Source organism: Streptomyces sp. NPDC093094 (assembly GCF_044754345.1).
Lineage (GTDB): Bacteria > Actinomycetota > Actinomycetes > Streptomycetales > Streptomycetaceae > Streptomyces.
Window position 1 is genome coordinate 130,766 of sequence record NZ_JBIVOX010000017.1, and the last position, 12,595, is coordinate 143,360.

Annotated in this window: 12 protein-coding genes; 7 read left to right on the forward strand and 5 right to left on the reverse strand. The window is 73.6% G+C overall.

Going from position 1 to position 12,595, the window contains the following annotated elements; all coding sequences use genetic code 11:
• Positions 1-22 precede the first annotated feature (22 nt).
• Positions 23-1,417: a metallopeptidase TldD-related protein gene (locus tag ACIQGV_RS30640; RefSeq protein WP_402500112.1), complete on the reverse strand. Its 1,395-nt coding sequence runs from the start codon at positions 1,415-1,417 to the stop codon at positions 23-25.
• Entirely contained in the window at positions 1,414-2,937 is a 1,524-nt protein-coding gene (locus ACIQGV_RS30645) for a TldD/PmbA family protein (protein ID WP_402500114.1), read from the reverse strand. Before ACIQGV_RS30645 ends, ACIQGV_RS30640 begins: the two co-directional genes overlap by 4 nt.
• 263 nt (positions 2,938-3,200) lie before the next feature.
• On the opposite strand from ACIQGV_RS30645, the gene fabG reads away from it, so the two are divergent.
• The 3 genes from fabG to ACIQGV_RS30660 all read left to right on the forward strand — a co-directional run bounded on the left by fabG (position 3,201) and on the right by ACIQGV_RS30660 (position 5,179).
• Positions 3,201-3,905 carry a 3-oxoacyl-[acyl-carrier-protein] reductase gene (fabG, locus tag ACIQGV_RS30650; protein ID WP_402500117.1) on the forward strand — a complete coding sequence of 235 codons (705 nt, stop codon included), beginning with the start codon at positions 3,201-3,203 and terminating at the stop codon, positions 3,903-3,905.
• Between the two features lie 5 nt (positions 3,906-3,910).
• Positions 3,911-4,678, forward strand: a complete 768-nt coding sequence (gene fabI, locus ACIQGV_RS30655; protein ID WP_402500119.1) for an enoyl-ACP reductase FabI — start codon at positions 3,911-3,913, stop codon at positions 4,676-4,678.
• Between the two features lie 165 nt (positions 4,679-4,843).
• Positions 4,844-5,179, forward strand: a complete 336-nt coding sequence (locus tag ACIQGV_RS30660; protein ID WP_402500121.1) for a hypothetical protein — start codon at positions 4,844-4,846, stop codon at positions 5,177-5,179.
• Here the strand turns inward: ACIQGV_RS30660 and ACIQGV_RS30665 are convergent.
• Entirely contained in the window at positions 5,160-5,849 is a 690-nt protein-coding gene (locus ACIQGV_RS30665) for a FadR/GntR family transcriptional regulator (protein ID WP_402500124.1), read from the reverse strand. The genes ACIQGV_RS30660 and ACIQGV_RS30665 overlap by 20 nt on opposite strands.
• A 70-nt stretch (positions 5,850-5,919) precedes the next feature.
• Between ACIQGV_RS30665 and ACIQGV_RS30670 the strand changes: the two genes are divergently transcribed.
• The 4 genes from ACIQGV_RS30670 (at position 5,920) to ACIQGV_RS30685 (ending at position 8,516) form a co-directional block, all read left to right on the forward strand.
• Positions 5,920-7,323: a CynX/NimT family MFS transporter gene (locus ACIQGV_RS30670; protein WP_402500127.1), complete on the forward strand. Its 1,404-nt coding sequence runs from the start codon at positions 5,920-5,922 to the stop codon at positions 7,321-7,323.
• A 69-nt stretch (positions 7,324-7,392) separates the two neighbouring features.
• Complete coding sequence (locus ACIQGV_RS30675; protein WP_402500129.1) at positions 7,393-7,509, forward strand: SGM_5486 family transporter-associated protein; 117 nt, start codon at positions 7,393-7,395, stop codon at positions 7,507-7,509.
• Positions 7,510-7,686: 177 nt separating this feature from the next.
• Positions 7,687-7,902: a hypothetical protein gene (locus ACIQGV_RS30680; RefSeq protein WP_402500131.1), complete on the forward strand. Its 216-nt coding sequence runs from the start codon at positions 7,687-7,689 to the stop codon at positions 7,900-7,902.
• A gap of 95 nt (positions 7,903-7,997) precedes the next feature.
• Entirely contained in the window at positions 7,998-8,516 is a 519-nt protein-coding gene (locus tag ACIQGV_RS30685) for a SixA phosphatase family protein (protein WP_402500133.1), read from the forward strand.
• Positions 8,517-8,675: 159 nt separating this feature from the next.
• On the opposite strand, the gene serB is transcribed toward ACIQGV_RS30685, so the two are convergent.
• Positions 8,676-9,884: a phosphoserine phosphatase SerB gene (serB, locus tag ACIQGV_RS30690; protein ID WP_402500135.1), complete on the reverse strand. Its 1,209-nt coding sequence runs from the start codon at positions 9,882-9,884 to the stop codon at positions 8,676-8,678.
• 747 nt (positions 9,885-10,631) lie between these two features.
• Entirely contained in the window at positions 10,632-12,539 is a 1,908-nt protein-coding gene (locus ACIQGV_RS30695; protein ID WP_402500137.1) for a streptophobe family protein, read from the reverse strand.
• Positions 12,540-12,595 lie beyond the last annotated feature (56 nt).

Below are 12,595 nucleotides of genomic sequence, written 5' to 3' on the forward strand. Positions count from 1 at the left end.
CGGGCGGCCACCGCCTATGAGGTTATACGCCCCGGCTGACAGAGCTCATATTGAAATCGGGGACCCGCAGCGCGGGCATCGCGGCCCTGGTGAACCAGTCGCTCCACTCCCTGGGCAGCGTCCGCTCGGTGCGCCCGGCCTCGGTGGCGCGGCCGAGCAGCCCGACCGGCGACTCGTTGAACCGGAAGTTGTTCACCTCACCGGTCACCTCGCCGTTCTCCACGAGGTAGACGCCGTCCCGGGTCAGACCCGTGAGCAGCAGCGACGCGGGATCGACCTCACGGATGTACCACAGGCAGGTCAGCAGCAGACCCCGCTCGGTGGCGGCGATCATCTCCTCCAGAGAGCGGTCCTCGCCGCCGTCCAGGACGAGGTTGTCGACGGCAGGCGCCAGCGGCAGCCCGGTCAGAGAGGCGCTGTGCCGGCTGGTGATCAGGTTCTTCACCTCGCCGTCCGTGATCCACTCGGTGGGCGCGAGCGGCAGTCCGTTGTCGAACACCGACGCGTCACCGCCGGAGGAGTGCGCGAGGACGAACGGCAGCGACTCCAGACCGGGCTCGTTCGGGTCGCTGCGCAGGGTCAGCGGCAGATCGGTGAGCTTCTCGCCGATCCGGGTGCCGCCGCCCGGCTTGGAGAACACCGTGCGCCCCTCCGCGGCGTCCCGGCCCGACGCCGACCACATCTGGTAGATCAGCAGGTCCGCCACCGCGGTCGGCGGCAGCAGCGTCTCGTACCGCCCGGCCGGCAGCTCGACGTGCCGCCGCGCCCAGCCGAGACGTACGGCCAGCTCCGCGTCCAGCGCCGCCGGGTCGACGTCCTTGAAGTCCCGTGTCGAGCGGCCCGCCCAGGCCGAGCGGGTGCGGTCGGGCGACTTGGCGTTCAGCTCCAGCGTGCCGTTGGGCTGGTCGTGCCGCAGCCGCAGCCCCGTGGAGGTGCCGACATAGCTGGAGGTCAGCTCGTGGTTGGCGAAGCCGTACAGCTCCCGCCCGCCCGCACGCGCGCGGGCGAACGCCTCGCCCAGCGCCGGCGCGAAGTCGGCGAACACGGCGGAGGACGTCTCCGCGGGCGCCTCCGTGAAGCCGGGGGCCACGGCCACGTCCCCGACCAGGGGCTGCGCGTCCTCGGCGGGCGCGGCCCCGTGCGCCGCGGCCTCGGCGGCCCGCACCAGCGGCTCCAGGTCGCCGGCGGTCACCGCCGACCGGGAGACCACACCGGCGGCGGTGCCCTCCTTGCCGTCGACGGTGGCGATCACCGTGAGCGTGCGCCCGCGCGTGACGCCGTTGGTCGTCAGCGCGTTGCCCGCCCAGCGCAGGTTCGCGGTCGAGTGCTCGTCGGCGATGACGACGCAGCCGTCCGCGCGGGACAGCTCCAGAGCACGCTCGACGATCTCGTGCGGCTTGCTCGTGCGGGCGCTCATCGGCCGGCCTCCTGCGTGGTGTTGAGGATGTTGACGCCCCGGAACAAGGCGGACGGGCAGCCGTGGGACACGGCCGCGACCTGGCCGGGCTGTGCCTTGCCGCAGTTGAACGCGCCGCCGAGGACATAGGTCTGCGGACCGCCGACGGCCGTCATCGAGCCCCAGAAGTCGGTGGTGGTCGCCTGGTAGGCGACGTCCCGGAGCTGGCCGGTGATCCGGCCGTTCTCGATCCGGAAGAAGCGCTGCCCGGTGAACTGGAAGTTGTAGCGCTGCATGTCGATCGACCAGGACCGGTCGCCGACGACGTAGATGCCGCGGTCCACCCCGCCGATCAGGTCCTCGGTCGACATCCCCGCCGGATCAGGCCGGAGGGAGACGTTGGCCATGCGCTGCACCGGCACATGGCCGGGGGAGTCGGCGAAGGCGCACCCGTTGGACCGCCCGAGACCGGTCAGCCTCGCGATCCTGCGGTCCAGCTGGTAGCCGACCAGCGTGCCGTCCTTCACCAGGTCCCAGGACTGCCCCTCGACGCCCTCGTCGTCGTAGCCGACGGTCGCCAGGCCGTGCTCGGCGGTGCGGTCGCCGGTGACGTTCATCAGGTCCGAGCCGTAGCGCAGCTTGCCGAGCCGGTCGAAGGTGGCGAAGGACGTACCGGCGTAGGCGGCCTCGTAGCCGAGGGCCCGGTCCAGCTCGGTGGCGTGCCCGATGGACTCGTGGATGGTCAGCCACAGATTGGACGGGTCGACGACGAGGTCGTACAGCCCCGCCTCCACGCTCGGCGCGCGCATCTTCTCGGCGAGCAGCTCCGGGATCTCGGCCAGCTCGGCGTCCCAGTCCCAGCCGGTGCCCGTCAGGTACTCCCAGCCGCGCCCGACCGGTGGCGCGAGGGTGCGCATGGAGTCGAACTCGCCGCTGGACTCGTCCACCGACACCGCCGTCAGCTGCGGGTGCAGCCGCACACGCTGCTGGGTGGTCACCGTCCCGGCCGTGTCGGCGTAGAACTTGTTCTCGTGCACGGTGAGCAGCGAGGCGTCGACATGGTCGACCCCCTGCGCGGCCAGCAGCCGGTTGCTCCACTCCGTCAGCAGCGCCGACTTCTCCTCGTCGGGCACGGTGAACGGATCGATCTCGTACGAGGAGACCCAGGTCCGGTCGGCGTGCACCGGCTCGTCGGCCAGCTCCACCCGTTCGTCCGAACCGGCCGCCTCGATCACCCGCGCGGACAGCTTGGCCATCGCCACCGCCTGCGCGGCGACCCGCGCGGCCGCGTCCATGCTCAGGTCGACCCCCGAGGCGAACCCCCAGGTCCCGCCGTGCACGACCCGCACCGCGTATCCCAGGTCGGTGACGTCCGACGTCCCCGCGGGCCTGGCGTCGCGCAGCCGCCAGGACGCGCTGCGCACCCGCTCGAACCGGAAGTCGGCATGCTCGGCCCCGAGCGCACGCGCGCGTGCGAGCGCGGCGTCGGCCAGGGCGCGTAGCGGAAGTGCCGTGAACGACTCGTCAATGCTATGAGGCACCTGCGTCTCTTTCTGTCGGGATGGTCGGGCCCGGGCCCGCGTGGTGCGGCGGCACTCCGATCATGGCGCCCATCCCGCGCGGGGACCACACGTTTCGGGCCGGACCCGGGCTGCTTCTGTAGGGATCCGACAGTGCCACCCCTGCGCCACTGTCGGTGCCCGATCGCTCGTGGCGGCGAACGGCCCGATAGGTTTTCGGTGTAGCCGCCTGTCATCCAGGTGTTCGGGCGGGGCAGACAGACCGCTATGGAAAGGGTGATCCGTTGAGCCGCTCGGTTCTCGTCACCGGAGGAAACCGGGGCATCGGCCTCGCCATCGCCCGCGCGTTCGCCGACGCCGGCGACAAGGTCGCGATCACGTACCGCTCGGGAGAGCCGCCGGCGGGTTTCCTCGCCGTCAAGTGCGACATCACCGACACCGAGCAGGTGGAGCAGGCATACAAGGAGATCGAGGACGCCCACGGCCCGGTCGAGGTCCTGATCGCCAACGCCGGCGTCACCAAGGACCAGCTCCTGATGCGTATGTCCGAGGAGGACTTCACCTCGGTCCTCGACACCAACCTCACCGGCACCTTCCGGGTCGTCAAGCGTGCCAACCGCGGCATGCTGCGCGCCAAGAAGGGCCGTGTCGTCCTCATCTCCTCGGTCGTCGGGCTGCTCGGCTCCGCGGGGCAGGCGAACTACGCCGCCTCCAAGGCCGCCCTGGTCGGCTTCGCGCGCTCCCTCGCCCGTGAGCTGGGCTCGCGCAACATCACCTTCAACGTCGTCGCGCCCGGTTTCGTCGACACCGACATGACCAAGGCGCTCACCGACGAGCAGCGCGCGGGCATCGTGTCGCAGGTGCCGCTGGGCCGGTACGCGCAGCCGGAGGAGATCGCCGCGACGGTGCGGTTCCTCGCCTCGGACGACGCCTCGTACATCACTGGAGCCGTCATCCCCGTTGACGGCGGACTGGGAATGGGTCACTGATCACCATGAGCGGAATTCTCGAGGGCAAGCGCGTCCTGATCACCGGTGTGCTGATGGAGTCCTCCATCGCCTTCCACACCGCCAAGCTGGCCCAGGAGCAGGGTGCCGAGATCATCCTGACCGCGTTCCCGCGGCCCACGCTGACCGAGCGCATCGCCAAGAAGCTGCCCAAGCCGACCAAGGTCATCGAGCTGGACGTCACCAACGACGAGCACCTCGGCCGCCTCGCGGACATCGTCGGCGAGGAGCTGGGCGGGCTCGACGGCGTCGTGCACTCCATCGGCTTCGCGCCGCAGGACGCCCTCGGCGGCAACTTCCTCAACACGCCGTTCGAGTCGGTCGCCACGGCCATGCACGTCTCGGCGTACTCCCTGAAGTCGCTGACCATGGCCTGCCTGCCGCTGATGCAGAACGGCGGCTCGGTCGTCGGCCTCACCTTCGACGCCCAGTACGCCTGGCCGCAGTACGACTGGATGGGCCCGGCCAAGGCCGCCCTGGAGGCCACCAGCCGCTACATGGCGCGTGACCTGGGCAAGCAGAACATCCGCTGCAACCTCATCTCGGCGGGCCCGATCGGCTCCATGGCCGCCAAGTCCATCCCGGGCTTCGGCGACCTGGCCGCCGTCTGGGACAGCCGCTCCCCGCTGGAGTGGGACCTCAAGGACCCCGAGCCGGCCGGCAAGGGTGTCGTCGCCCTGCTGAGCGACTGGTTCCCGAAGACCACGGGCGAGATCATCCACGTGGACGGCGGCCTGCACGCCATCGGTGCCTGAGCTCCGGTTCCACGCTTTCGACGCCCCGTTCCCCGCCGCGCGCGGGGAGCGGGGCGTCGCCCGTTCGGCCCAACCGGCCGGGCGCCGGGCGGGGAGCACCGGGCAGGGTGGAGTGAAGCGTCCGACGTGTGATTCCCTCCCCAGCCCGGCCGAGGAGGTTCCCTTGTGCGCCTGTCCAGCAGCCTGGCCCCCGTGGTGCTCGCTCTCGTTCTCGCCCTCTGCGCCCCGTACGAAGCCACGTCCCACGCACGTGCGGAGGACACCCCGTCGCCCTTCGGTGCCGAGTGCCGCACCGGCGTCAGCGGCTCCCAGGTGGTCGCCCACTGCCACAACCCCTACGCGGACGTCGACCGGGTGCGTCTGCACATCGAGTGCGAGCGCTGGTGGGACGTCGACACCGACAGCGCTCCCGTGGACGCCGGTCCGGCGGTGACCGTACGGCTCACCGGCCGGTGCTGGAAGGAGGTCCGCTCGGTGTGGATCAGCCACCAGCGGCGGTGAAGCGCCCCTGGCGGCAGGCCATCGGGTAGCCGGCCGCCTCGGCGGCCGCCGTCTCCGCGTCGCCCGCGCGGACGGCGTCCACCAGCCGCGTGTGGTCCATGTGCGTCTCCGGCGTCAGCTCGTCGCCGACGTCCTCGCGCAGCCAGTCCCGCAGCACCTCGCCCAGGTCGGCGTACATCGCCGTCATGACGTCGTTGTGCGAGGCCGCCACCACGGCCAGGTGGAAGGTCGCGTCCGCGGCCACGAAGGCTTCCTTGTCCCCGGACTCCCATGCCTCCTCGCGGCGCCGCAGCAGCGTCTCCAGCTGCCTCAGATCCCGCTCCGTACGCCGCTGGGCGGCCAGCTTCGCCGCGCTCGACTCCAGCGTGGCCCGCAGCTCCGCGATGTGCCGCGGGTCCGCGTCGGCGAAGCGGCGGTGCATCACGCCGGCCAGCTCACTGGTGGCCACGACATAGGTGCCCGAGCCCTGGCGGATGTCCAGCAGACCGTTGTGCGCGAGCGCCCGGACGGCCTCGCGGACGGTGTTGCGGGCCACCCCGAGCTGCTCGACCAGCTCGGGCTCCGTGGGGATGCGGGAGCCGACCGGCCACTCGCCCGAGGTGATCTGGTGGCGCAGTGCGGCGATGACCTGCTCGGACAGGGCCGAACGACGGGGATGGCTCAGGGGCATGGCTCACCTTCGCACGTCCGTGACCGCCACGGGCCGGCCGGGGATGGACAACCAATCATCCCATGATTCTATGATGGTCGGCATGGCAGCCGAGGAGACACGCACGAAGACCCCGCCGGACACGCCGGCGAAGCCGGTGACCGCACACGGCCCGGCCGCGGACAAGAACGCGTCCACGCGTGCGTGGACGACGCGTCTGCTCGTCACCGGCATCGTGCTGACCGCCCTCAACCTCCGCCCCGCGATCACCAGCCTCGGCGCCCTGCTGGAGGAGGTCCGCGACGGTCTCGGCATGAGCGCCGGCGTGGCCGGGGTGCTCACCTCGGTGCCGCCGCTGTGCTTCGCCGTCTTCGGTGTCACCGCGCCCCGCCTCGCCCGCCGCTTCGGGCCGGGCGCCGTGGTGTGCGCCGGCATGGCCGCCATCGCCACCGGCCTGCTCGTCCGGCCGTTCGCGGGCGGCGTGCCCGTCTTCCTCGCGGCCAGCGCCCTCGCGCTCATGGGCATCGCGGTCAGCAACGTGCTGATGCCGGTCATCGTCAAGCGCTGGTTCCCCGACCGGGTCGGCTCCATGACCGGCCTGTACTCCATGGCCCTCGCCATGGGCACCTCCGTCGCGGCCGCGGCGACCGTGCCCCTCACCGGCGCGCTGGGCGGCGGCTGGCAGACCGGCCTGGTCATGTGGTCGGCCCTGGCCGCGGCCGCGGTGCTGCCGTGGATCCCGTTCGCACGGGGCGGGCGTGCGGGGCGGACCGAGGACGGGGCCGCGCGCCGGGCGGAGCCCGCCGCGGAGGCGTCCTCGCGCGCCGGCCGTTCCGGGACGGGCCCCTCGGGCGACGCGGCCGAGCGGCCTTCCGGCCCGCACGCGCGCGTGGAGCCGCAGCCGGGCGTCCTGCGCATCACGCGCAGCCGCACCGCATGGGCGCTGGCCGTCTTCTTCGGCCTCCAGGCCACCGCCGCCTACGTCACCATGGGGTGGATGGCCCAGATCTTCCGCGACGCGGGTGTGGCCGCCTCCACCGCGGGAGTGCTCCTCGCCGTGACGATGGTGATGGGCGTGCCCCTCGCCTTCGTCATCCCGCGCCTGGCCGCCCGGCTGCCCCGGCAGGGCCCGATCGTCCTCGCCCTCGGGGCCTGCGGTCTCGCCGGATACGCCGGCCTGTACCTCGCCCCGGCGGGCGGCGCCTGGATCTGGGCCGTGCTCCTCGGCATATCCAACTGCTCCTTCCCGCTGGCCCTCACCATGGTCGGCATGCGCGCCCGCACCGGGGCCGGCGTGGCCCAGCTGTCCGCCTTCGCCCAGAGCACCGGCTATCTGATCTCCGTCCCCGGCCCTCTCCTGGTCGGCGTCCTCTACCAGCACACCGGTGGCTGGGGCGTCCCGATCGCCCTCATGGCCGCCCTGATGCTGCCCCAGATGGCCGTCGGCGTCCTGGCCGGCCGGGACCGCACGGTGGAGGAGGAGGCGGCCCGCTGAGCGGGCGCGAGAGCCCGGGCGGCGACCCCCGGAGGGCCGGCGGCGGACGCGGGGTGCGAGACTGGCCCCATGCCCGTGCTCGACCCGAACCCCCAGAACGGCCAGAAGAAGATGCTGATCGTCTTCGGCTCCTTCTTCGCCATCTTCGTGATCATCGGCGTCATCGCGACGATCGCCGCCCCCTGAACCCGGCCCCGTCGCGCACCGGCGGGGGGTGGGGTTAACCCCCCTGTCCCCTAGGGGGCAGGACTCAGGGTCAAGTGGGTGGATCACCGGATGGGCCGACGGCCCCGGATTCCGTAGCTTCGAAGTGTGGCCGCGAGAAGCGGATCACGGACGGCCCGAAGACCTGCGGAGGCACCCATGCCGGCCCCCACGCACACCCGCCCCCACCCGGCGACCACGGGTGTCGTCGGCACCCGGCTGCCCTGGTGGGCCCTCGCGCTGCCCGTCCTCGCCTTCGTCACCCTGTTCGCGCTGATACTCAACCCCTCCGAGGCCCGAGCGAGCACCGGCGGCGAACCGGCCGTCGCCCAGCTCGTGGAGCGTGCGCAGCAGCTGCTCTCCCTGGGGCGATAGCCCGCTCCGGGCCCGCCCGGCCCGTGATCGGTACTGGTGACAGTGCCTGTCAACTCTCTGCGCCTCGTGGCGTGTTTCATGCGAAGCTGGGACGCATGAGCGTCGCAGAACCCCGCAAGATTGTCCTCTTCCGGCACGCGAAGGCCGACTGGCCGCAGGTGAACGACCATGAGCGGCCGCTCGCCGAGCGGGGCCGCACGGACGCCGCAGTCGCCGGCCGCAAGCTGGCCGACACCGGCATCCCCTTCGATCTGGCCCTGTGCTCCACCGCGGCCCGCACCCGCGAGACCTGGAAGCTCGCCGTCCACGAGTTCCCGCACCGGCCGAAGACCGTCTACGAGGAGCGGATCTACGAGGCTTCTCCCGGTGACCTGATCGCCCTGCTCAACGAAACCCCGGACGACGCGCACCACGCCCTGCTCATCGGCCACAATCCCGGCGTCCACGGCCTCGCCGAGATCCTCTCCGGCTCCGCCGAGGGCGACGCCGGGGAGCGCATGGGCCGCCGGGGCTTCCCCGCCGCCGCGTACGCCGTGCTGACCTTCACCGGCTCCTGGAAGAGCCTGGAGCCCGGTGCCGGCACTCTGGTGGACTACTGGGCCCCCACCGAGTGATCCGTACGCTCGTGCGAGGGGCCCGACGCCGTCACGGCACCGGGCCCCTCGGCCGCTGACAGGGCGGACCGGCGCACGGCCGCCCCGTGCGATCAGGGCCGGCTCAGTACCTCGGGCCGTCCCGGTGCGCCCCCGACCGCGTTCGAGCGTTTCTGCGGTTCACTTCGAGGCGTGCGTGTCGGCCGCCTCGACCTCTTCGCGCGTGACGCCCAGCAGATACAGGACCGTGTCCAGGAACGGCACGTTCACCGCCGTGTGCGCCGCCTCCCGCACCACCGGCTTGGCGTTGAAGGCGACCCCGAGACCGGCCGCGTTCAGCATGTCCAGGTCGTTGGCGCCGTCACCGATGGCCACCGTCTGCGACAGCGGCACGCCCGCCTCCGCCGCGAACCGGCGCAGCAGCCGCGCCTTGCCCGCCCGGTCCACGATCTCGCCCGTGACCCTGCCGGTGAGCCTGCCGTCGACGATCTCCAGCGTGTTGGCCTGGGCGAAGTCCAGCCCGAGCCGCTCCTTGAGATCGTCCGTGACCTGGGTGAAGCCGCCCGAGACCACACCCACCTGGTAGCCGAGCCGCTTCAGGGTGCGGATCAGCGTCCGGGCGCCCGGCGTCAGCCGGACCTCACTGCGCACCTTGTCCACGACCGAGACGTCCAGCCCCTCCAGCAGCGCCACACGCGCGTGCAGCGACTGCTCGAAGTCCAGCTCCCCGCGCATCGCGGCGGCGGTGACCTCGGCGACCTTGTCCTCGCACCCGGCGTGTGCGGCGAAGAGCTCGATCACCTCGTCCTGGATGAGCGTGGAGTCCACGTCCATCACGACCAGTCGCTGGGCACGCCGGTGCAGCCCCGCTGCGACGACCGCGACATCGACACCGAGCGCCGCCGCGTCGGTCACCAGCGCGGTGCGCAGCGGCTCGGTCTCCACGCCGGAGACGGCGAACTCCACGGCGGTCACCGGATACTTGGCGAGCCGGAAGATACGGTCGATGTTGCCGCCGGCCCTGGTGATACGGGCGGCGATCGCGGCGGTGGCCTCCGAGGTGAGCGGGTGCCCGAGCACGGTGACCAGGGAGCGGCCGAGACCGCGCGGCCGGTTGTCGCCGAGGCCGGAGATGATCTCCGCCTGCATCTTCATCGACTCGGCCCAGCTGTGCACGGTCGCCCGCAGGTCGCCCTCCGTCCCGCGCGGCGGCTCGGTGACGAGGGCGCACAGCACGATCCGGCCACGGGTGACGACCTGCTCGATGTCGACCACGTCGACCGAGTAGGCGGCGAGGGTGTCGAAGAGTCCGGCCGTGATACCCGGCCTGTCCTTGCCGAAGATCTTGACAAGGAGGGTGGGGACGTCAGAGGTCAGAGAAGCACTCATGGTGTTCCCACCGTATCCGGCACCCAGTGCCGCGCGCCCTTGAGGTCCGCCAGGCGGACAGGGAACTCTGAGTGTCCACTCGGTGGCGCGCATCGGGACGCCGGGCGACGAACTCGTTCCACGGGCGGCCGGGCGGCCGGGCAGTCGGGTGGCCGGGCGGCTGGGAGGCCGGGCAGTCGGGCAGCTGGGAGGCCGGGCAGTCGGGTGGCCGAGGGGCCGGGGGACCGAGGGGCCGGGCGACGGGGTGGAGTGCCGGGGTGGAGCGGCGGGGCAACGGGGCAGGGCAGCGGGGCTGCCGCCGAGGTGCCCGGCGGCCCGGCCGCGGCGCGGCGCTGCGGTCCGACCGCCGGGCGGCCCGCAGCGGCTGACCGCCGAGCGGCCCAGAGCGCTTGTCCGACGGCGTGTGTCCGGTGGCGGTGGCGGCCACCGGCGGGTGGTGGTGTCGGCGGCCAGCGGCCAGCGGCCAGCGGCCAGCGGTCGGCCGTCGGCCGCCGGCCGGCCCGCAGTGGCTGACCGCCGAGCGGTCCGGAGCGCTTGTCCGACGGCGTGTGTCCGGTGGCGGCCACCGGCGGGTGGTGGCGTCGGCGGTCGGCCAACGGCGGCCAACGGTGGCCGACCGTCAGCCGAACGGCCGAACGGCCGAACGGCCGAACGCCGACCGTCAGCCGTCGGCCGTTCGGGCGGCCGCCGGAGGCGTGCCCCCCTTCCCGCCCGTGACGGGGCGGTGTCTCCTCGCCCGTGAACCGGTCAGCGCCGCCCCTTCGGCGGCCGCGGCGGCGGGGGTCCCGGAGGCGGCGGCGGGCCCTCCTCCGGGGAGGTCGGGGGCCGCCTGCCCGGCTGCGCCCCGGGGGACCGCCCCGGCGCACGCGGCGGCGGCTCGAAGGGCCGCACCTCGGTCGGCGCCCCGTGGAGCGTCTCCGGCTCCTCGGCTCCGGCCCCGCCCCCGGCCCGCGGCCGGACCACTCCCGCGGACCGGCCGTCCTCCGGCCCCCCTCGCCCCTGCGGGCCGGGCGGTCCCTCCGGCCGTGCGTCCTGCGGTCCCCGCGGGCCCTCCGCACGGGCCGTGCCCCGCCCGGTGCCCTCCGTGCCGGGCAGCGCCCCCGGCCCCGCGTCCTGCGGCAGCCGCAGGCCCTCCGGCAGCCGCAGATACGGGTTCGTCGCGGGGTCGGGCGGCCGGTACGGCGAGCCCGGGACGTACGGCCCGGAGGTCTCCGCCGCCCCCGGCACGCCTGCGTGGGGCGACCGGGCGGCGTCACCCAGTGCCAGCGGCGCGGCCCGCCGCCCGGCCGCCCCGAACGCCCGGGCCGACAGCGCCCCGGCCGCACCCGCCGCAGCGCCCCACGCCCCGCCGAGCAGCAGCGCCACGCCGTACTGCCCCTCCAGCCGCACCCAGGACCCGAACCCGTCGAACCCCAGCACGGACAGCGAGGCGTCCACCGACACCCCGGCCAGCAGGGCCAGGAGCGGCATCGCCACCGCGCTCACGGCGCCCAGCCGCAGGGCGCAGGCCCCGGCGAGGCGAAGGGCCCCGGCACCGGGGTCCGCCGGATCCGGAGGCGTCCGCACCGCGGTGAGCACCCCCGCGAGCAGCATCAGCAGCACCGCGGCCACTCCCAGCAGCCACACCCGCCCGTCCAGCTCGGCCAGCCGCGGCAGGGTCACCGGACGGTCGGAGTCCACCAGAAGGTCGTCCAGCGGGTCGGGCAGGAAGCGGGTCAGCACCCCGCTCGCGTCCCCGTCGAACGGCACGAACAGTCCGACCGGCACACCGAGCCACACCCCGTTCGGGGCGCCCAGCAGCGCGGCGCCGGCGATCCGCCGGGGGTGGTCGTCGCCGATCGCGGCGTACCCCGCGGCCGCCCAGCCCGCCGCGACCGCGACCAGCAGCACGGTCACCAGGGCCGAGACGGCCGGCCGCACGACCCGGTGCACGGGGCCCAGCCGGGCCGGCAGGGGAGTGCGGCGCGAGGCCAGCAGGGCGATCAGCAGCACACCGGCGACCCAGCAGGCGCCGCCGAGCAGGGTCGGCACGGTGTCGACGGTGAACCCGACGGCGGCCTTCGCGTCGACCAGGTCCCCGACCCGGTCCGGCAGCAGCCCGCCGATGTCCCCGATGTCCCCGACGTCCCCGAGGCCGGGGATCTCCAGGCCCCCGGACGGCACCCCGCCGCCGGGCAGGCCGTCGAGTTCCAGCGCGCCGCCGTCGATCGTGATCACATCGTGTCCCGCCCAGGCCAGCCCGCCCAGCATCGCCAGGAACAGCGCGACCACCGCGCCCGCGCGCGCCGCGAGTTCGGCGGCCGGGACCACAACTCCGGCCGCCCGCAGGGACCGCAGGAAGAACCATGACAAAAGGAGCGCACCGACCAGACCGACCCCCAGTGGCGCGATCTCGATGGCCGTGGCGGCCTCCGCGCCCTCCAGGCCGAACACGGACACATCGCCGGACGGTTTCACCGAGCCGCCCGCGCCGAGCGCGACGACGGCCGCGGTCATCGGCCCGAGTTCGCCCACCGAGTCGGCGTCCAGCAGGCGCAGCCCGAGCGCGGCCGTCGCCGCCATCCCGATCAACGCCCAGCTCACGGAGGCGATCGCGGCCAGCACGGCATCGAGCCAGGGCACTCTCGCGCCCGTCCGCACGGTTGCGGCGTTCATGGCAGACCCCCCGATCCGCGTCGCGGCATGCGCACCGCGCATGTCCCGCTCGCCTG